The 17,599-nt window shown below is 71.6% G+C and carries 20 protein-coding genes; 11 read left to right on the top strand and 9 right to left on the bottom strand.

The features are described from left to right. Window positions 1–124 precede the first annotated feature (124 nt). Window positions 125–514 carry a VOC family protein gene (locus tag ACPZVR_RS19975; protein ID WP_436701432.1) on the top strand — a complete coding sequence of 130 codons (390 nt, stop codon included), beginning with the start codon at window positions 125–127 and terminating at the stop codon, window positions 512–514. A gap of 60 nt (window positions 515–574) precedes the next feature. Then, complete coding sequence (locus tag ACPZVR_RS19970; protein WP_436701431.1) at window positions 575–853, top strand: hypothetical protein; 279 nt, start codon at window positions 575–577, stop codon at window positions 851–853. Between the two features lie 29 nt (window positions 854–882). On the opposite strand, the gene ACPZVR_RS19965 is transcribed toward ACPZVR_RS19970, so the two are convergent. From ACPZVR_RS19965 to ACPZVR_RS19945, 5 genes are all read right to left on the bottom strand, one after another. After that, a complete protein-coding gene (locus ACPZVR_RS19965) occupies window positions 883–2,226 on the bottom strand; it encodes an NAD-dependent succinate-semialdehyde dehydrogenase (RefSeq protein WP_436701430.1) in 1,344 nt (447 codons plus the stop codon). A 67-nt stretch (window positions 2,227–2,293) separates the two neighbouring features. Next, a complete protein-coding gene (locus tag ACPZVR_RS19960) occupies window positions 2,294–3,094 on the bottom strand; it encodes an ABC transporter permease (RefSeq protein WP_436701429.1) in 801 nt (266 codons plus the stop codon). Next, the gene (locus tag ACPZVR_RS19955; RefSeq protein ID WP_436701428.1) at window positions 3,094–4,017 is read right to left on the bottom strand and encodes an ABC transporter permease; all 924 of its coding nucleotides are present in this window, start codon (window positions 4,015–4,017) and stop codon (window positions 3,094–3,096) included. Before ACPZVR_RS19955 ends, ACPZVR_RS19960 begins: the two co-directional genes overlap by 1 nt. Window positions 4,018–4,019: 2 nt before the next feature. After that, complete coding sequence (locus ACPZVR_RS19950; RefSeq protein ID WP_436701427.1) at window positions 4,020–5,201, bottom strand: extracellular solute-binding protein; 1,182 nt, start codon at window positions 5,199–5,201, stop codon at window positions 4,020–4,022. Between the two features lie 61 nt (window positions 5,202–5,262). Then, window positions 5,263–6,339 (bottom strand): ABC transporter ATP-binding protein, encoded by a 1,077-nt coding sequence (locus tag ACPZVR_RS19945; protein ID WP_436701426.1) that lies wholly within the window; start codon window positions 6,337–6,339, stop codon window positions 5,263–5,265. A 130-nt stretch (window positions 6,340–6,469) separates the two neighbouring features. On the opposite strand from ACPZVR_RS19945, the gene ACPZVR_RS19940 reads away from it, so the two are divergent. Both ACPZVR_RS19940 and ACPZVR_RS19935 read left to right on the top strand, forming a co-directional pair. Further along, the gene (locus tag ACPZVR_RS19940; RefSeq protein ID WP_436701425.1) at window positions 6,470–7,216 is read left to right on the top strand and encodes a FadR/GntR family transcriptional regulator; all 747 of its coding nucleotides are present in this window, start codon (window positions 6,470–6,472) and stop codon (window positions 7,214–7,216) included. Next, window positions 7,213–7,935 carry a cache domain-containing protein gene (locus ACPZVR_RS19935; protein WP_436701424.1) on the top strand — a complete coding sequence of 241 codons (723 nt, stop codon included), beginning with the start codon at window positions 7,213–7,215 and terminating at the stop codon, window positions 7,933–7,935. The genes ACPZVR_RS19940 and ACPZVR_RS19935 overlap by 4 nt, the downstream gene beginning before the upstream one ends. Before the next feature lie 42 nt (window positions 7,936–7,977). Here ACPZVR_RS19935 and ACPZVR_RS19930 read toward each other — a convergent pair whose 3' ends face one another. Beyond that, a complete protein-coding gene (locus tag ACPZVR_RS19930; RefSeq protein WP_436701423.1) occupies window positions 7,978–8,574 on the bottom strand; it encodes a dihydrofolate reductase family protein in 597 nt (198 codons plus the stop codon). Between the two features lie 207 nt (window positions 8,575–8,781). Here ACPZVR_RS19930 and leuE point away from each other — a divergent pair, with 207 nt between their 5' ends. The 4 genes from leuE to ACPZVR_RS19910 all read left to right on the top strand — a co-directional run bounded on the left by leuE (window position 8,782) and on the right by ACPZVR_RS19910 (window position 11,907). Next, window positions 8,782–9,453: a leucine efflux protein LeuE gene (leuE, locus tag ACPZVR_RS19925; protein ID WP_436701422.1), complete on the top strand. Its 672-nt coding sequence runs from the start codon at window positions 8,782–8,784 to the stop codon at window positions 9,451–9,453. 89 nt (window positions 9,454–9,542) lie between these two features. Further along, window positions 9,543–10,334 (top strand): helix-hairpin-helix domain-containing protein, encoded by a 792-nt coding sequence (locus ACPZVR_RS19920; RefSeq protein WP_436701421.1) that lies wholly within the window; start codon window positions 9,543–9,545, stop codon window positions 10,332–10,334. A gap of 77 nt (window positions 10,335–10,411) precedes the next feature. Next, on the top strand, window positions 10,412–11,017 hold the full coding sequence (locus tag ACPZVR_RS19915; protein WP_436701420.1) for a carboxymuconolactone decarboxylase family protein: 606 nt from the start codon (window positions 10,412–10,414) through the stop codon (window positions 11,015–11,017). Continuing rightward, window positions 11,014–11,907, top strand: a complete 894-nt coding sequence (locus tag ACPZVR_RS19910) for an RNA polymerase sigma-70 factor (RefSeq protein ID WP_436701419.1) — start codon at window positions 11,014–11,016, stop codon at window positions 11,905–11,907. The genes ACPZVR_RS19915 and ACPZVR_RS19910 overlap by 4 nt, the downstream gene beginning before the upstream one ends. Here the strand turns inward: ACPZVR_RS19910 and ACPZVR_RS19905 are convergent. Next, on the bottom strand, window positions 11,891–12,526 hold the full coding sequence (locus ACPZVR_RS19905) for a TetR/AcrR family transcriptional regulator (RefSeq protein ID WP_436701418.1): 636 nt from the start codon (window positions 12,524–12,526) through the stop codon (window positions 11,891–11,893). The genes ACPZVR_RS19910 and ACPZVR_RS19905 overlap by 17 nt on opposite strands. Before the next feature lie 147 nt (window positions 12,527–12,673). Between ACPZVR_RS19905 and ACPZVR_RS19900 the strand changes: the two genes are divergently transcribed. From ACPZVR_RS19900 to ACPZVR_RS19890, 3 genes are read left to right on the top strand one after another with little or no spacing between them, the layout of a single operon-like run. Then, window positions 12,674–13,486, top strand: coding sequence for an SDR family NAD(P)-dependent oxidoreductase (locus ACPZVR_RS19900; protein ID WP_436701417.1), 813 nt, complete (start codon window positions 12,674–12,676; stop codon window positions 13,484–13,486). A gap of 11 nt (window positions 13,487–13,497) precedes the next feature. Then, window positions 13,498–14,634: a DUF5938 domain-containing protein gene (locus ACPZVR_RS19895; protein ID WP_436701416.1), complete on the top strand. Its 1,137-nt coding sequence runs from the start codon at window positions 13,498–13,500 to the stop codon at window positions 14,632–14,634. A 10-nt stretch (window positions 14,635–14,644) separates the two neighbouring features. Further along, the gene (locus tag ACPZVR_RS19890; RefSeq protein WP_436701415.1) at window positions 14,645–16,237 is read left to right on the top strand and encodes an acyl-CoA synthetase; all 1,593 of its coding nucleotides are present in this window, start codon (window positions 14,645–14,647) and stop codon (window positions 16,235–16,237) included. On the opposite strand, the gene ACPZVR_RS19885 is transcribed toward ACPZVR_RS19890, so the two are convergent. Together ACPZVR_RS19885 and ACPZVR_RS19880 are read right to left on the bottom strand one after the other, a co-directional pair. Continuing rightward, window positions 16,206–16,841, bottom strand: coding sequence for a CoA transferase subunit B (locus ACPZVR_RS19885; protein WP_436701414.1), 636 nt, complete (start codon window positions 16,839–16,841; stop codon window positions 16,206–16,208). The genes ACPZVR_RS19890 and ACPZVR_RS19885 overlap by 32 nt on opposite strands. 1 nt (window position 16,842) lies before the next feature. Beyond that, complete coding sequence (locus tag ACPZVR_RS19880; protein ID WP_436701413.1) at window positions 16,843–17,571, bottom strand: CoA transferase subunit A; 729 nt, start codon at window positions 17,569–17,571, stop codon at window positions 16,843–16,845. Between the last annotated feature and the right edge of the window lie 28 nt (window positions 17,572–17,599).

Here is a 17,599-nt window from a genome sequence, read left to right as displayed (position 1 = left end):
CTGCCGGAAGCGTGGCGGGAGACGCGCGACGGCAGCTTGCTGCCCCTCATCATCGCGTCGGAGACACGCTCGGCCGTCGGGAATCTTCAAGACGGGGGTCGCGGGCCGGGAGAAGGTGGGAGGCATGACCTCTCCCATCACCGAGCTCATCGCCTTCACCATCGACACGGCGGACGCCGCCGCGCTGGCCCGCTTCTACGCCGACCTGACCGGCGGGGAGGTGACCGGCGACTACCCGGAGTACGGCTACGCCTCGGCGTCCGTTCTCGGCGCGACCTTCAACTTCCAGACGGTGGCGGACTACGCGCGGCCGCAGTGGCCGGGACAGGACCACCCGCAGCAGTTCCACCTCGACTTCCGGGTGCCGGACCTCGAGGCGGCCACCGAGCACGCGATCTCGCTCGGCGCGACCGTCGCGCAGACGCAGCCGGCCGCCGACGCCGGCGGGTCGTGGCGGGTCCTGCTCGACCCGGACGGCCACCCGTTCTGCCTGTGCCCGCCCCAGGAGGGCTGAGAGCGAGCCGCTTGCGATGAATCGGTGACAGGTCGGCACATCGGGGCGCATCATGGGGCGATGCGCCGGGTGCATCCACCTCTTCCGAGCGCGGGCGCGGCCTACCTGGACCCCCGCGGCGACGGTCGCGCGCTGCGGGTCAGCTGGCACTCCGAGGCCGACGTCGTCGTGCTGTCCCTGTGGCGCGACAACCTGTGCACCGGCACCTTCCAGCTCGCCCTCGAGGACGTGCCGGGTCTGGTCGACCTGCTCGCGGCCCGCTACCGCGACGTACCCGGCGAATGGGCTGTCGACCGTCCCGATGAGGAGCCCGTTCGCCGGGTGCGCGACGGAGCCTGAGGTCTCGAGGTCGCGACCGGCGAGGGCGATCAGGCGACGGTGCGGATCAGCTTCTTGTTGACGAACTCCTCCATGCCGTAGCGGCTCAGCTCGCGGCCGAAGCCCGATCGCTTGATGCCGCCGAACGGCAGCTCGGCCGCGTCGAGGCCGACGCCGTTGACGAAGACCATGCCGGCCTCGATCCGGTCGGCGACGCGCTGCGCCTGGGCGGCGTCGGTCGAGAAGACGTACGAGCCGAGGCCGTACGGCGTGTCGTTGGCGATCCGCACCGCGTCGTCCTCGTCGCTCGCCCGGAAGACCATCGCGACCGGGCCGAACAGCTCCTGGCGGTACGCCGGGTTGTCGGTCGTGATGCCGGACAGGACGCCGCTGGGGTAGAACGCCCCGTCGCGCTCCCCCGCCGTGGCCAGGGTCGCGCCGCCCGCGACCGCCTCGCCGACCTGCTTCTCCAGGTTCTCTGCCGCGGCGACGGAGGACAGCGGGGAGCCGCCGGACGCGGCGAGCAGCTTCTCGGTGAAGCGGGACACGAAGTCGTCGTACAGGTCGTCGACGACGATGAACCGCTTGCCTCCGTTGCAGACCTGGCCGGCGTTGTCCATCCGGGCGAAGACGGCAGCCTCGACGGTGGCGTCGAGGTCGTCGGAGGACAGCACGACGAACGGGTCGGAGCCGCCGAGCTCGAGCACGACCTTCTTCAGGTTGCGGCCGGCGATCTCGGCGACGGCCGCGCCGGCGCGCTCGGAGCCGGTCAGCGAGACGCCCTGGACGCGCGGGTCGGCGATGATGTCGGCGACCTGCTCGTTGGTGGCGTAGATGTTGACGTAGGCGCCCTCGGGGAAGCCGGCGTCGCGGAAGATCCGCTCCTGCAGCGCGGCGGAGCGCGGGCACTGCGGCGCGTGCTTGAGCAGGATCGTGTTGCCGGTGACCAGGTTGGGACCCGCGAACCGGGCGATCTGGTAGACGGGGAAGTTCCACGGCATGATCCCGAGCAGGACGCCGACCGGCGTCCGCCGGATCACCGCGGTGCCCTCACCCTCGCCGAGCTCGATCGGCTCGTCGGCGAGGAAGCGCTCGGCGTTGTCGGCGTAGAACTCGTAGATCGAGGCCGAGAAGTCGACCTCGCCCTCGGCGTCGGCCAGGGGCTTGCCCATCTCCTCCACCATCGCGGCGGACAGCTCGGCACTGCGCTCGCGGTGCAGCTCGGCGACCCGGCGGATCAGGGCGGCGCGGTCGGCGACGCTCGACGTGCGCCCCCAGGAGCCGTACGCCGCCGAGGCCGCGTCGAGCGCTGCGGCGATGTCGGCGTCGGTGGCGGTCGGGAAGGACTCGACCAGCTCTCCGGTCGCGGGGTTGCGGACGGCGTACTCGGTCATGGGGTGGGACTCCTTCGGCACGGTTCGGTGGGCGGTCGGTGGGCGGTTCAGCGGCCGGGTCAGCGGGTCAGCGGGCGGCCTCGACGTCCGAGGACAGCCGCTGCGCGAGCCAGACGGGGAGGATCGAGAACACGATCAGCACCACGGCGACGACATTGACCACCGGGGCCTGGTTGGGACGGAACATGTTGTTGAGGATCCAGATGGGCAAAGTGGTGGCGCCGTTGCCGGCGGTGAACGTGGTCACGATGATCTCGTCGAAGCTCAGTGCGAAGGCCAGCATGCCACCGGCGAGGAGGGCCGAGCGCAGCTGCGGGAGCGTGACGAGCCGGAAGGTCGTGAGCACCCCGGCGCCGAGGTCCGCCGAGGCCTCCTCGAGGCTGGTGCCCATCCGGCGCAGCCGGGCCTGGACGTTGTTGAACACGGTGACGATGCAGAACGTGGCGTGGGCGACCACGATCGTCCACAGCGACAGGTCCACGCCGAGGATGCCCTTGAACCCGTTGTTGAGCGCGATGCCGGTCACGACGCCGGGCAGCGCGATCGGGAGGATGACCAGCAGGTTGACCGAGCTCTTGCCGAAGAACGAGTACCGCTGCAGGGCCAGCGCCAGCAGGGTGCCGAGCACGAGGGCGAGCAGGGTCGCGATCGCCGCCACCTGGAGGCTGGTGACCAGGGCCTCGCGCACGCCGGAGCTGTGCGCGGCCCGCTCCCACCACTCGAACGTGACGCCGCGGGGCGGCCAGGTCATCGACTGGCTCGGGTTCACCGAGTTGGCGACGACCACCAGCAGGGGGAGGTAGATCAGCGCGAGCACGCCGAAGGTGAGGCCGGCCAGGACCCTGCGGGAGAGAGGACTGAGGATCATCACATGTTCTCCAGTGCGCCCGTACGGCGGATCGCGGTCAGCAGCACGAGCATCACCACGATCGGGATCATCGCGATGGCCGCGGCGAGCGGCAGGTTGTTGGCCGCGCCGGCGTTGATGAAGATCAGGTTGCCGAGCATCTGGCTGGCGCCGCCGACGATGTTGACCGTGATGTAGTCGCCCATCGTCAGCGAGAAGCTGAAGATCGCGCCGGCGACGATGCCGGGGACGAGCAGCGGCATGACGATCGAGCGCAGCACCATGCCGGTCGGGGCACCGAGGTCGCCCGCCGCCTCGAGCAGCGAGTCGGGCACCCGCTCCAGCGCGGCGAAGATCGGCAGGATGACGTAGGGCAGCCAGATGTAGGCCTGCGTGATCACCACGGCGGTGAGCCCGTAGCCGGGCGAGCCGAGTCCGGACCACTCGGCCAGGCCGCCCTCGGAGAGCACCACCCGCCACGAGAAGACCTTGACCAGGTAGCTGGCCCACAGCGGGGTGAGCACCGCGACCACCAGGATCCGGCGGGCCCGCGGCGAGGCCACCTTCGCCATGTAGAACGCGATCGGCAGCGCGATCGCCACGTCGATGACCGTCACCGCGGCGGCGACGCCGACGGTGCGCAGCGCCACCGTGCGGTACACCTCGTTCTCGAGGAGGGTGCGGAAGTTGTCCAGCGTCCACGAGCGGTCGATCTCGCTGCTGAGGCTGTCGACCGACCACAGCGAGGTGACCAGCAGGGCCGCCAGCGCGACGACGTAGACCAGCAGCATCCAGGCGAGCGGCGCGGAGAGCAGGAGGGACAGGCGCAGCCACACCATCCGGTGCAGCAGCCGGGACCCCGGCCGGACCACCGGTCCCCGCGGCGCGGGGTCGGCGGCCCGGCCGGGCCGGGTGTCGCTGGGCGACGTCGACGTGGCGGCCATGGTCAGCCCTTGATCTCCGTCCACGCCTCGGTCCACTGGGCGTAGTTCGTGCACTGCACGTCGGTCCGTCCGTCGAGGCACTTCTCGATCGGGGTGCGCCAGAACCACAGCTGCTTCGCGTACTCCTCGTCACCGGCGTGGAACGTCTCGCAGTGCTGGGGGTCGGTCGTCTTCGCGCAGGCCTCGGGGCTGTTGGGCGCCTCACCGAAGTACTCGGTCGCCTGCGCGTTGGCCTCGGGGGACAGGATGTAGTCCATCCACTTGTAGGCGCAGTTGGGGTTCTTGGCCTGCGACGACAGCATCCAGGTGTCGTTCCACGCGGTCGCGCCCTCGGTGGGCAGCGTGACGTCGACGTCCGGGTTCTCGATGCTGTTCTTGATCACCTGCCAGGTGGTGCCGACGACCGAGTCGCCGGTCTCGAACGCCTGGACCTCCTTGAGGTAGTCCGACCAGTACTCGCCGACGTACTGACGCTGCTCCTTGAGCAGGGCCACGGCCGCGTCGAGCTGGTCCTGGTCGAGCGCGTACGGGTTCTCGATGCCCAGGTCGGGCTGGGTCTTCATGAGGTACAGCGCGGCGTCGGCGATGTAGATCGGCGAGTCGTACGCCGTCACCTTGCCCTTGTTGCGCTCGAGCTGCTCCTTGTCGAACACCGCACCCCACGACGTCGGCGGCTCGGCGAAGTTCTTCTTGTTGAACATCAAGAGGTTGGCGCCGTAGCCGTGCGGGACGCCGTAGTTCTTGCCGTCCACCGAGTTCCACTCGGTGTCCTTGAGGAAGTCGTAGACGTTCTCGTAGTTGGGCACGAGGTCGGTGTTGATCTCCTGCGCCTCGTCGGACGCGATGAGCCGTAGCGACAGGTCGCCGGACGCGGCGATCACGTCGTACTCACCGGACTTGGCGAGGTTGAGCGCCTCGTCGGAGGTGCCGTAGACCTTGCTGGTCACCTCGCAGCCGGTGTCCTTCTCGAAGGCCGAGACCCAGTCGACGGCCGGGTCGTTGCTGCCGTCCTCGACGTAGCCGGGCCACGCCAGGATCGACACCTGGCCCTCGGTCTTGCCGACCTTCTCGACCGCCTCGGTCTTCTTGTCGTCGTCGCCACTGCCGCAGGCGCTCAGCACGGAGACCGAGAGCAGGGTCAGGCAGGCCGCGGTCACGCGGCCCCGCCGGTGGGTGTTCTTCATCGGGTTCTCCGCTTTCTCTTCGGGGTTGCAGATGGGAGGGAGCATGGGTGGGGGATCGGGGTCAGGAGCCGGCCGAGAGCGGTACGACGTCGGCGCGGGCGAAGCGCACCGTGACGTCCTCGCCGCGGTGCTCGTCGGCGTCGAGGGAGCCGGTGGACTGCTCGAGCGCAACCAGCTCGACGCCGTCGGTGGTGCGCAGGTGGACCCGGTTGCCGGTGCCGAGGTAGATCGTCTCGACGACGACCGCGTCGAGCCGGATCTCGTCGGGCCGGGCGCCCTCGCGGTCGCCGGCGGGCGACAGGCGCAGTCGCTCGGGCCGCACGGCGTGCTCGCCGGCGACCCCGAGGATCCGCTGGGAGGTGGCGCTGTCGAAGAGGTTCGTGGTGCCGACGAACCCGGCGACGTACGCCGAGGCGGGGTTCTCGTAGATCTCGCGCGGCGTGCCGAGCTGCTGGATCCGCCCGGCGTCGAAGACCGCGATCCGGTCGCTGAGGGTGAGCGCCTCCTCCTGGTCGTGGGTGACGAAGACGAAGGTGATGCCGAGCTCGCGCTGGAGCTGCTTGAGCTCGACCTGCATCTGCTCGCGCAGCTTGAGGTCGAGGGCGCCGAGCGGCTCGTCGAGCAGCAGCACCCGCGGCTGCAGCACGATCGCGCGCGCCAGGGCGACGCGCTGGCGCTGCCCGCCGGAGAGCTGGGCCGGGCGCCGGGCACCGAGGTGGCCGAGCCGGACGGTCTCGAGCGCCTGCTGGGCCCGGTCGCGGCGCTCCCGCTTGCCGAGGCCGCGCACGCGCAGGCCGTAGGCCACGTTGTCGAGCACGCTCATGTGGGGGAAGAGCGCGTAGTCCTGGAAGACGGTGTGGACGTCGCGCTCGAAGGGCGCGGAGCGGGTGACGTCGACACCACCGAGCCGGACCGTGCCCGCGCTGGCCTGCTCGAAGCCGGCGATCAGCCGCAGCACGGTCGTCTTGCCCGAGCCGGACGGCCCGAGCATCGAGAAGAACTCGCCGTCGGCGATGTCGAGATCGACGGCGTCGACCGCGACCACGTCGCCGAAGGTCTTGCGCAGGCCGCGCAGGGCGATCGCCGGCGTGCGGTCGACGGCGGTCTCCTCGGCGGGAGCACTGGTCGAGAGGGACATCGATGTGCCTTTCGTCACGTTCAGATTGGCGTTAACATATGACTTCACAGTTCAAAGCACAAGAGGTCCGGCAAGATTGCTCCGACGAGGCGGCCGCCGTGGTCCGCCGGGGAGTGGAGGAGGAGAGACGGTGGCCGTGCCGTTCTACGGACGCGCATCCGCGGCGGTGTTCTCGCCGCTGGAGTCGCTGAGTCGTTCGGAGCTGGTCGTGCGCCGGCTCACGGACGCGATCGCGCTCGGCCTGCTCCCCGACGCCGAACAGCTCCCCGGCGAGCTCGACCTGGCGGGCATCTTCGGGGTCTCCACCGTCACCGTGCGCGAGGCACTGTCCGTGCTGCGCTCCGAAGGACTGATCGAGACCCGCCGCGGCCGCGGCGGCGGCAGCTTCGTGCGCACGCCCGAGAACGGCGTGAGCCACCTCGCCCGGCGCCGGCTCGACGGGTTCAGCCTCGGCGAGCTGCGCGACCTCGGCGACGTGTACGCCGCCATCTGCGGTGCCAGCGCCGCCCTGGCCGCACGGCGGTCCAGTCCCGACGACGTCGACCGGCTGCAACGGGTCGCCGACGCCCTCGAGCACGCGGAGAAGCCCGACGCCCGCCGGCGTGCCGACGCGCAGTTCCACATCGAGGTGGCCGCGGCCGCCCAGTCCCCCCGGCTCTACCACGAGGAGGTCAGCCTCCAGGCCGAGTTCGGGACCCTGCTGTGGCTCGCCTTCGGCGACGACGACAGCCACGCCCAGATGGTCCGCAGCTGCCGGGCCGTCGTCGCCGCGATCGCCGAGCGCGATCCCCACGCCGCCCGCGAGGCGGCCGAGCAGCGGGTGGCCGACTCCACCGCCCGTCTCATCGACTACCAGCTCAGCGAGGTCCACCGATGAACTCCTCGAAGCACCAGCTCCGCCTGTCCCCCGCCGACATCGCGCCGATCCACGCCGCCGTCCTCGAGCTCGCCGAGCACGCCTTCGGCCTCGCCGACCGGATCGCCGAGGCCGTGACCCGCGCGCTCGCGGGACGCCCCGCGCCCCGGCGCGCGGACCTCGCGCCCGTCGAGCCGCTGGTCCTCCCCGTGCTCGGCGACGACCGCCAGCCCGTCCAGGGCGCCGGCTTCGTCGCCGCGCCCCGGGTGCTCCAGGACGCCGAGTGGTGGCTGGAGTGGTTCGCCCGCGACGCCGACGGTCGCCCGCAGCGCCTGGTCACCCACTCCGAGCCGCAGGCGATCGGGTTCTACGACTACGAGCACCTGCCGTGGTTCGTCGTCCCGCGCGACGCCGGGCACCGCCACGTCACCGGGCCCTACGTCGACTACCTGTGCACCGAGGAGTACACCCTCACCTTCACGGTGCCCGTCGTGGTCGGCGGCCGGTTCTACGGGGTCGGCGGCGCCGACATCGCGGTCAAGAACGCCGAGCAGGCGCTGCTCCCGGCCCTGCGCGCCGCGGGGCCGCGGATCGCGGTGGTCAACGGCTTCGGCCGGATCCTCTCCAGCAACAGCGGTCGCCACCTGTGCGGCGACCTGCTCGAGGGCGTCGCATTCGACGCGCTCCCGCCCGAGCAGCGGGTCGGCGACCTCCCGCTCGCGGTGATCGCCGTCGACTGACCCCCGGCCGCGCCGATCAGAGCCGGTACCGCGGACCGTACGTCAGCGCCGGTACGTCAGGTGCGTGACGTGCGGCGTGTGCCGGGTCGCGACCGGCTCCAGCCCGAGCGGACCGACGCCGTCGAACATCCGGGACCCGGCGGCCAGCCCGGCGACGTACGGCGCCACGTGGAGCCGCAGCTCGTCGAGGACGCCCGCGGCGAGACAGGCGTTGATCGTGGAGGCGCCGCCGGCGATCGCGACGTTGCGCCCGCCCGCGGCGGCCCGGGCCCGCTCGAGGGCCGCGTCGAGGCCGTCGGTCACGAAGTGGAAGGTGGTGCCGCCCGCCATGGGCAGCGGGTCGCGCGCGTGGTGGGTGAGCACGAAGACGGGCGCGTGGTACGGCGGATCCTCGCCCCACCAGCAGCGCCAGTCGAGGTCCCAGTCGCCGCGGCCGGGGTCGAACATGTTGCGGCCCATGACGAAGGCGCCCGCGTCCACGATCGCCGCGACCTCGGCGGCGTTGTCGTCGCCGTGCTCGAACATCCAGCGATGCAGCCGACTCTCGTCGAGCGAGCCGAACGGGTGCTCCAGCGACTGGTCGGCGGCGGCTCCGAAGCCGTCGAGGGTGATGCTGATGTCCGCGGTCACGATGCCCATGCCGGTGCTGACCCGCGCGGGTGCGCGGAGTCATCGGAGGCGGGGTGTCGGGCATGCCTGCGACAGCTGTAACTACCTGTCCTTGTCACTACCTGACCGGTATACGGATCAGGTAGTGACAAGGACAGGTAGTTACAGCCGGTCTCCGGCCCCGGGGCTCGGAAAACCCGACGAGCGGGGGTGGGTCCCCGTGGGAGAATCCGTCCCGTGCTGGGCATCACCGACCTGTCGACGTACCTCGTCGGCCTCGTGCTGATCATCCTGCTGCCCGGCCCCAACTCGCTGTACGTCCTCTCGGTCGCGGCGCGACGCGGGGTCCGCGACGGCTACGCCGCGGCGGCGGGGGTGTGGACGGGCGACGCGGTGCTCATGACGCTGTCGGCCGCCGGCGTCGCCTCGCTGCTCAAGACCAACGAGGTCGCCTTCGGGATCGTGAAGTTCGCGGGAGCGACCTACCTGGGCTGGCTGGCCTTCACCATGCTGCGGGCGGCGTTCATGATGGGGCGCTCGCGGCGCACGGTCGCCGAGGTGGCGGCCGACGCCGCCGACGCGGCGACGCCGGCGGCCGCGGGCCGCGGCGAGCGCCCCTACCGCCGGGCCCTGATGGTCAGCCTGCTCAACCCGAAGGCGATCTTGTTCTTCGTCGCCTTCTTCGTGCAGTTCGTCGACCCGGCCTACGCCCACCCGGTGGTGCCCTTCCTGGTGCTCGGCACCTTCGCGCAGATCGCCAGCGTGGCCTATCTCAGCGCGCTCATCTTCTTCGGCACCCGCCTGGCGGCGGCGTTCCGGCGCCGCCGGGCGCTCTCCGCGGGCGCGACCTCCGCGGTCGGTGCCGTCTTCCTCGGCTTCGCGGTCAAGCTGTCGCTGTCCCACGCCTAGATGATCATCGTCGTACCGGACGGATCGGTCGTGGGACCGGCGAATTCGCGACCGAGGAGTCCGGTACGACGGCCACTATGCTCGGGGCCGTGATGATGCGACCCGCCGAGCTCGAGGGTGTCCGCGACGGAACGGTCGACCTGGCCTTCCGCCGGTGGGACCGCCCGCGGGTGAAGGTCGGCAGCCGGCTGCGGACGGCGATCGGCGTGGTCGAGATCGTCAGCGTCGACCAGGTCGCGCTCTCCGCGCTGCGCGCCGACGACGCCCGGCGCGCGGGCGCCGCGTCGCTCGGTGCCCTCAAGGAGGCCCTGGCCGCGCGGGCGGAGCGCCCGGTCTTCCGCGTCGGCCTGCGCTACGGCGGTCCCGATCCGCGCGAGGCGCTGCGCGCCGCGGTGCCGGACGCCGCCGAGATCCCCGGCATCCTCGCCGGCCTGGACCGCCTGGACGCGGCCTCCCCGATCGGGCCGTGGACCCGCGCCACGCTACGCATCATCGACCGCAACCCGGAGGTCCGCGCGCCCGACCTGGCCGCGGAGCTCGGCCGCGAGACGCCGGACTTCAAGAAGGACGTGCGCAAGCTCAAGGAGCGCGGGCTGACCGAGTCGCTGGCCATCGGCTACCGCCTCTCCCCACGCGGCGAGGCCGTGCTCGACCACGAGGACGGCCCGCGCGAGCGCGCTCCACGGCGCGAGGGCACCCCCTTGCCCCGCACCATCGGCGCTCCCGCGACCCGCGCGCTCCGGTTGGTCGACGTGCACACCCTCGAGGCCGCGAGCGGCTGGCGGCGCGCCGACCTCGCCGCGCTGCACGGTGTCGGGCCGGTCGCGCTCGACCGCATGGAGCAGGCGATGGCGGAGCTGGGCCTGGGCTACGCGACCTGATTGCCGCGGGCCCGATGTCACATCCGGCGCGCGGCCGGTGTCTCCATGTCGAACCCACCCCCAACGAGGAGGACGACATGACCACCACCCCCACCGCCCGGATCCCCGCAGCGCCGATCACCGGTCTCTACGGCGCCCTGGTCAAGAAGTTCGCCGGGCGCATGTTCGGCCGCGTGCCCGCGTCGCTCGGCGTCATGTGGCACCACCTGCCGGCCCTCAAGGCGAGCATGGCCTACGGCCAGAAGCTGCAGAAGTGGGACGCCTGTGACGAGACGTTGAAGACCTACGCGCACATGGCGGTCGCCTCGCTCGTCGGCTGCTCGTGGTGCCTGGACTTCAACTACTTCATGGCCCGCGACAAGGGCCTCGACGAGGACAAGGCCCGGGAGGTCCCGCGCTGGCGGGACTCCGACGTCTTCTCGCCGCTGGAGCGCCAAGTGCTGGAGTACGCCGAGGCGGCCAGCCTGACGCCGCCGACGGTCACCGACGAGATGGTCGCGCCGCTGCTCGCCGCGCTCGGTCCGGCGGGCCTGCTGGAGCTCACGAGCGTGATCGGCTTCGCGAACCTGACCACCCGCAGCAACACGGCGCTCGGGATCGAGTCCGAGGGCTTCGCCGCGGCCTGCGGGATGAAGCCGCTGGCGCAGCCCGGCCCCTCGGCCTCCGTACCCTCGGCGTCATGACCTCTCGGGCCCCTGCCGACGGCACCGACCCCTTCGTGGCCCACCGCAACCTGCTCTTCACCGTCGCCTACGAGATGCTCGGCTCCGCGGCCGACGCGGAGGACGTCGTCCAGGAGACCTGGCTGCGGTGGGCAGGCGTCGACGCAGCCGAGGTGCACGACCCGCGCGCCTACCTCGTCCGCATCGTCACCCGGCAGGCGCTCAACCGGCTGCGCAGCCTGGCCCGGCGCCGGGAGGACTACGTCGGCGAGTGGCTGCCCGAGCCGCTGCTGACCGCACCCGATGTCGCCGAGGACGTCGAGCTCGCCGAGAGCGTCTCGATGGCGATGCTCACCGTCCTGGAGACGCTGGGACCGACCGAGCGCGCGGTGTTCGTGCTGCGCGAGGTCTTCGACACGCCGTACGACGAGATCGCCGCCGCGGTGGACAAGACCCCCGCCGCCGTCCGGCAGATCGCGGCGCGGGCCCGCAACCACGTGGCTGCCCGGCGCCCCCGGGTCGACGTGGACCGGACCGAGCAGCAGGCCGTGGTGGAGCGCTTCCTCGCCGCGGTGCGCACCGGCGACCTCCAGGGCCTCCTCGACGCGCTCGCGCCCGACGTCGTCCTGCTGGCCGACCACGGTGGCGTCGCGCAGGCGATCCGCAAGCCGCTGCACGGCCCCGAGCCGGTCGCCCGCCTGCTCGCCAACTTCGCCGCCTTCGCACCGGGTGGGACGGTCGACGCGGTGTGGCTCAACGGCGCGCCCGGTGCCCGGATCGACGCGCGGGGCGAGCTCACCGCCGTCAGCCTGGAGATCGAGGACGGGCGGATCAGGCGGATCCTGGTGATGCGCAACCCGGCCAAGCTGACCGCGCTCGACGAGGAGGCGACGCTCAGTCGCGACCGCTGAGCGCGGGGGCGCCGAGGAGCACCGGCATCAGCGCGTGCACCTGCGCGCGCAGGTCGTCGAGCACGCCCTCGCGTGCGCACAGGTGGCCCAGCAGTGCCTGCTGGAAAAGCCCGTCGAGCAGGCCATAGGCGACGTGCGGCGTCATCGCGGGCGGACGGCCGGCGAGGTCCGCGTAGGTCGCCACCACGCGCCAGACCATGTCCTCGAGCGTCTGGTCGATCTGCAGCACCGCCTCGCGCAGGCTCTCCTCGAACATGCTCTGGGAGCGCAGGTCGTACCAGAGCCGGTGCATCGGGGCCTCGTCGACGATCGTCTCGACGAGCTTGTCGGCGAAGGCCGCGACGAGGCCCTCGGGGGTCGACGCCTCCGCGACCACGCCGTCGTAGCGGTGCACGCAGGTGGCCTTGTAGTGGCGGACGCAGTAGACGATCAGGTCGAGCTTGTCGTGGAAGTAATAGTGGACGACGCCGTGGGAGAACTCCGAGTTGTTCGCGATCTCGCGCAGGCTCGCGCGGGCGTAGCCGAGCTCGCCGAGCGTCCGCAGGGCGGAGTCGGCCAGCGCGCGGCGGCGCGCGTCGTGCTTGTCGGCGGGCGTACGACGCGCCGTGGCAGTCGTCATGGGGCCCGAGGCTACCCGCTGGGCGGCGCTTTGTGTGCCGCCGACAGGAGAAATCTTGACGCTTGTCCAAAGAAGTCTTGACAGTCGTCAAGGAAACGGGGTTGTGTGGCGCACATCACCCACCGACGCCCCAAGGAGCCGCATCCCATGACCTCTTCCGACACCACTCCGGCCGAGCTGTCCGGTCGCACCGCGCTCGTCACCGGCGGCGCCCAGGGCCTGGGCAGGAAGTTCGCCGAGCACCTCGCCGCGGCCGGGGCCACGGTCGTCGTCGGCGACCTGCAGGACGCCAAGGGCAAGGAGGTGGCCGACGCCGTCGGCGGCACCTTCGTCCACCTCGACGTCACCGACGACGCCTCGTGGGAGGCCGCGGTGGCCCAGGCCGTCGCAGAGACGGGCGGCCTCGACATCGTCGTCAACAACGCGGGCATCGAGATCGCCGGCCTCTTCGTCGACCTCGACCCCGACGTCGTGCGCCGCATCCTCGACGTCAACGTCGTGGGCACCTCCCTCGGCATCAAGCACGCCTTCCGGGCGATGGGCCCCGGCGGCGCCGCGGGCCATGCCGACGGAGGCGGCGTCGTCATCAACATCGCGTCGGTCGCCGCGACCATCGCGTTCCCGGCCCTGTCGGCCTACTCCGCCTCCAAGTCGGCGGTCGACCGGATCACCCGCATCGCCGCGATGGAGAGCGGCAAGCTCGGTCTCGGGATCCGGGTCAACTGCATCTACCCCGGCCTGGTCCCCAACGAGATGGGCGCGGGCCTGGCCAACGAGATGACCACGCTCGGGCTCTTCCCCTCACCGGAGGAGGCCGTGGCCGGCGTGGTCGGGCTGACCCCGTCGGGCCGGCTCGCCACCGAGGAGGAGATCGCGGACGCGGTGGTCTTCCTCGCCTCCGACCGGTCGAGGTTCGTCAACGGCGCCGGCCTCCCGGTCGACGGCGGCATGGGAATGTGAGGAGAGGGACCATGAGCGACACCACCACCAGGCCCGTCGTCGTCTACGGCGCCTCCGGCTACACCGGCCGGCTCATCTGCGAGTACCTGCGCGAGTTCGGCGTCCCGTTCGTCGCCGCCGGTCGCGACGCCGGCAAGCTCAAGGCCTCGATGGAGGCCAACGTGGCCGGCATCGAGACCGCCGACTACGAGATCGTCGAGGTCGCCCACGACGTCGCGGCCCTCACCGAGCTGTTCCGGGGCGCGTCCGTCGTCTGCAACACCGTCGGCCCGTTCAGCAAGCACGGCCCCGAGGTGGTCGAGGCCTGCCTCGCCGCCGGCACCCACTACCTCGACACGACCGGCGAGCAGGACTGGCTGATCACCTGCGACGAGCGGTGGGGCGCCGACTTCGCCGCCGCCGGCCTGCTGCTCTCGCCCGGCATCGCGCAGATGTACACGACCGGGGAGATCGCCGCCGAGCTGTGCCTGGAGAGGCCGGGCCTCGACACCCTCGACATCGCCGTGTTCTGGGGCGGCTCGCCCACGATCGCGTCCACCCAGACGATCCTGGTCAACGCCGCCACGTCGCGCGCGCACTTCCTCCAGCAGAACCAGTACGTCGAGTTCGACCCCACGCAGGGCCTGGTGCCGCTCGTCGTCCCGGGCCAGCACGAGCTCGCCCTCTCCCTGCCATGGGGCGGGACGTCGCATCCCGTCTGGTACCGCAAGGACCCGCGGGTCGCCAACTGCAAGGCACAGGGCGGCGTCTTCAACGCGGCGCTCATGAACGGCGTGCCCCAGATCGTCGCGGGCGCGCTGGAGGCGACCAAGGACATGAGCGAGTCCGAGCGCGACGAGGCGCTGACCGCGACGGCGGCCCAGGTGATGAACCAGATGCCACCGCGGGAGAACCCCCGACTCAACAAGTCGCTGGACTCGGTGCACGCCTCGGGCCCGCTGGGCCGCGCGCACTGCGTGATCCACGGCAACCAGAACTACAAGCAGACCGGGCTGCTGCAGGCGTACGCGGCGTACTCCCTGCTCCAGCAGCCGCCGCTGCGGGTCGGGTTCGCCTCGGGCTGCAAGGCGTTCGGCCACCGCGAGCTGCTGGGCCAGCTCCGCGCGTTCGGGCTGGTCGCCGAGCCGGTCCTCACCGTCGAGGGCTGAGGGGGAGCCGGTGCGGCTGGTCGACTACCTGGACAAGGGCGCGTCGCTCGGGGGCGACGCACCCTGCCTGGTCTGCGACGGGCGGACGTGGTCCTACGCCGAGGTGCAGGGCCTCGCCGACCGGATCGCGTCCGCCCTCGCGGGGCGGGGCGTGGCCCCCGGGGAGAAGGTGGCGATCCTCGCCGCCAACGACCCGGTCGCGTTCACCTGCGTGTTCGGGATCAGCCGCGCCGGCGCGGTCTGGTGCCCGATCAACCCGCGCAACGAGGCGGCGGAGAACCGGGAGCTGCTCGACCTCTTCGGCTGCACGACGCTGATCTTCCAGGCCTCCTACGCCGGGCTGGTCGACGAGATCCGCGGCGACCTGCCGGCGGTCACGACCCTGGTGTGCCTCGACTCCGCGCCGGGCGAGCTCGACTGGGCGCTGGACTGGGAGACCTTCCTCGCGGGGGCCCGGCCGGGTGCGTCCCCGACCACGATCGACCGGGCGGCCCAGGACGACCTGGCGATGATCGTCGGCACCGGCGGCACGACCGGCCGCCCCAAGGGCGTCATGCTGACGGGCACCAACCTCGAGACGATGACGGCGATCACGCTGATGAGCTACCCGTGGCCGGAGCGACCCGCCCGGCCGACGTACCTCGCGCTGGCGCCGTTGACCCACGCGGCCGGCGTCCTCTGCTTCCCGGTCCTCGCGTCGGGCGGCTCGGTCGTGATCATGCGGACGCCGGACGTCGGCGGCTTCCTGTCCGCGGTCGCCGAGCACCGGGTGACCCACACCTTCCTGCCTCCCACGCTGATCTACATGGTGCTCGACCACCCGGCGCTGGAGGCGACGGACCTCTCGTCCCTGCAGTGCTTCTGGTACGGCGCCGCGCCGATGTCGTCGCGGAGGCTGGAGGAGGCGCTCAGCCGGATCGGGCCGGTGATGGCGCAGCTGTTCGGCCAGACCGAGGCGCCGATGATGATCTCCACGATGGCGCCCCGCGACCACTTCCGCCCCGACGGGAGCATCGCCCGCGAGCGACTGTCGTCGGCGGGGCGGCCCGCACCGCTGGTGACGGTCGCCATCATGTCCTCGTCGGGCGAGCTGCTCCCGCCCGGGGAGCGCGGGGAGATCGTGGTCCGCAGCTCGCTGGTGATGCGGGGCTACTTCGAGAACCCGGAGGCGACGCAGGAGGCCTCGGCGTACGGCTGGCACCACACCGGCGACATCGGCTACCTGAGCGACGACCCGGCCGACGAGGGTTTCCTGCACATCGTCGACCGGGCCAAGGACATGGTCATCACCGGCGGCTTCAACGTGTACTCGACCGAGGTCGAGCAGGCGCTGATGGCGCACCCCGCCGTCGCCGACTGCGCCGTCATCGGCCTGCCGGACGAGAAGTGGGGCGAGCGGCTGACCGCCGTCCTCCAGCTGCGGCCGGGGCGGACGGCCACGCCGGAGGACGTGCGGGCCTTCGTCAAGGAGCGGCTCGGCAGCGTGAAGACGCCCAAGCAGGTCGAGGTCTGGGACGACCTGCCCCGCTCCAAGGTCGGGAAGGTCCTGAAGACCGAGATCAAGGAGGTGCTCAGGCAGGATCCCGCAGCGGCGCGCCCGTGAGCTCGCGGACCTTGTCGGCGTCGGTGCCGGGTGCGACGTCGACGAGGACCAGGCCCTCGTCGGTCACGTCGAGCACGGCGAGGTCGGTGATGATCCGGTCGACCACGCCCGCACCGGTCAGCGGCAGCGTGCACTGCTCGACGATCTTCGGGGTGCCGTCCTTGGCGACGTGGTCGGTGATGACCACGACGCGACGGGTGCCGGCGACCAGGTCCATCGCGCCACCCATGCCCTTGACCATCTTGCCCGGGACCATCCAGTTGGCGAGGTCGCCGTTGGCGGCGACCTGCAGGGCGCCCAGGATCGCGATGTCGACGTGACCGCCGCGGATCATGGCGAAGCTGGTCGCGGAGTCGAAGAAGGACGCCCCCGGTGCCGTGGTCACCGTCTGCTTGCCGGCATTGATCAGGTCGGCGTCCTCCTCGCCCTCGTAGGGGAACGGGCCGATGCCGAGCAGGCCGTTCTCGCTCTGCAGCATGACGTTGACGCCCGGCGGCAGGTGGTCGGCCACGAGGGTCGGGATGCCGATGCCGAGGTTGACGTAGTCGCCGTCGTTGAGCTCGCGGGCGGCGATGGCCGCCATCTCCTCACGGGTCCAGGGCATGTCAGGCTCCCACTCCGGCATCGGCGGCCGCGGCGCTGCGCGGGCGGACGATGCGCTGTTCGATGTCCTTGGGTCGGTCGCTGGCGAGGACGGTGACGTCGACGAAGATGCCGGGCGTCATCACCTCGTCGGGGTCGAGGAAGCCGTCGATGACGGTCTCGGCCTCGGCGATGCAGACCCGCCCGCTCATCGCGACGAGCGGGTTGAAGTTGCGCGCGGTCGCGCGATAGCGCAGGTTGCCCTCCGCGTCGGCGGTGTTCGCGTGGACCAGCGCGAGGTCGGCGACGATGCCGCGCTCGAGGACGAACGTCTCGCCGTCGAAGGTCTCGTGCGGCTTGCCCTCGGCGACCTCGGTGCCGACGCCGGTGCGGGTGTAGAAGCCGGCGATGCCGGAGCCGCCGGCCCGCAGCCGCTCGGCGAGCGTGCCCTGCGGGCAGAACTCCACCTCGAGCGCGCCCTCGAGGTACTGCTGCGCGAAGAGCTTGTTCTCGCCGACGTACGACGCGATGACCTTGCGCACCTGGCTGTTCTCCAGGAGCACCCCGAGGCCCTTGCCGTCGACGCCCATGTTGTTGGACACGATGGTCAGGTCCCGCACACCGCTGTCGCGGACCGCCTCGATCAGGTCACGCGGGATGCCGCAGAGGCCGAACCCCCCGACCGCGATCGTCATCCCGTCCCGGACCCGTTCGGCCACCGCCGCCCGCGGGTCCGCCGCCAGCTTCCTCATCGCGCACTCCTGCTCGTCTGCTCACCGG

Source organism: Nocardioides segetis, from assembly GCF_051390595.1.
In the GTDB taxonomy this organism is placed as follows: Bacteria; Actinomycetota; Actinomycetes; order Propionibacteriales; family Nocardioidaceae; genus Nocardioides.
The sequence above is the reverse complement of the archived record's forward strand: the minus strand, read 5'-3'. Positions and strand labels throughout refer to the sequence as shown.

Bases quoted from the DNA above. Each gene is read 5' to 3' on its own strand.
- ACPZVR_RS19975 (WP_436701432.1), top strand. From the start codon at position 125: ATGACCTCTCCCATCACCGAGCTCATCGCCTTCACCATCGACACGGCG.
- ACPZVR_RS19970 (WP_436701431.1), top strand. From the start codon at position 575: ATGCGCCGGGTGCATCCACCTCTTCCGAGCGCGGGCGCGGCCTACCTG.
- ACPZVR_RS19965 (WP_436701430.1), bottom strand. From the start codon at position 2,226: ATGACCGAGTACGCCGTCCGCAACCCCGCGACCGGAGAGCTGGTCGAG.
- ACPZVR_RS19960 (WP_436701429.1), bottom strand. From the start codon at position 3,094: ATGATCCTCAGTCCTCTCTCCCGCAGGGTCCTGGCCGGCCTCACCTTC.
- ACPZVR_RS19955 (WP_436701428.1), bottom strand. From the start codon at position 4,017: ATGGCCGCCACGTCGACGTCGCCCAGCGACACCCGGCCCGGCCGGGCC.
- ACPZVR_RS19950 (WP_436701427.1), bottom strand. From the start codon at position 5,201: ATGAAGAACACCCACCGGCGGGGCCGCGTGACCGCGGCCTGCCTGACC.
- ACPZVR_RS19945 (WP_436701426.1), bottom strand. From the start codon at position 6,339: ATGTCCCTCTCGACCAGTGCTCCCGCCGAGGAGACCGCCGTCGACCGC.
- ACPZVR_RS19935 (WP_436701424.1), top strand. From the start codon at position 7,213: ATGAACTCCTCGAAGCACCAGCTCCGCCTGTCCCCCGCCGACATCGCG.
- ACPZVR_RS19930 (WP_436701423.1), bottom strand. From the start codon at position 8,574: ATGGGCATCGTGACCGCGGACATCAGCATCACCCTCGACGGCTTCGGA.
- ACPZVR_RS19915 (WP_436701420.1), top strand. From the start codon at position 10,412: ATGACCACCACCCCCACCGCCCGGATCCCCGCAGCGCCGATCACCGGT.
- ACPZVR_RS19910 (WP_436701419.1), top strand. From the start codon at position 11,014: ATGACCTCTCGGGCCCCTGCCGACGGCACCGACCCCTTCGTGGCCCAC.
- ACPZVR_RS19905 (WP_436701418.1), bottom strand. From the start codon at position 12,526: ATGACGACTGCCACGGCGCGTCGTACGCCCGCCGACAAGCACGACGCG.
- ACPZVR_RS19900 (WP_436701417.1), top strand. From the start codon at position 12,674: ATGACCTCTTCCGACACCACTCCGGCCGAGCTGTCCGGTCGCACCGCG.
- ACPZVR_RS19895 (WP_436701416.1), top strand. From the start codon at position 13,498: ATGAGCGACACCACCACCAGGCCCGTCGTCGTCTACGGCGCCTCCGGC.
- ACPZVR_RS19885 (WP_436701414.1), bottom strand. From the start codon at position 16,841: ATGCCCTGGACCCGTGAGGAGATGGCGGCCATCGCCGCCCGCGAGCTC.
- ACPZVR_RS19880 (WP_436701413.1), bottom strand. From the start codon at position 17,571: ATGAGGAAGCTGGCGGCGGACCCGCGGGCGGCGGTGGCCGAACGGGTC.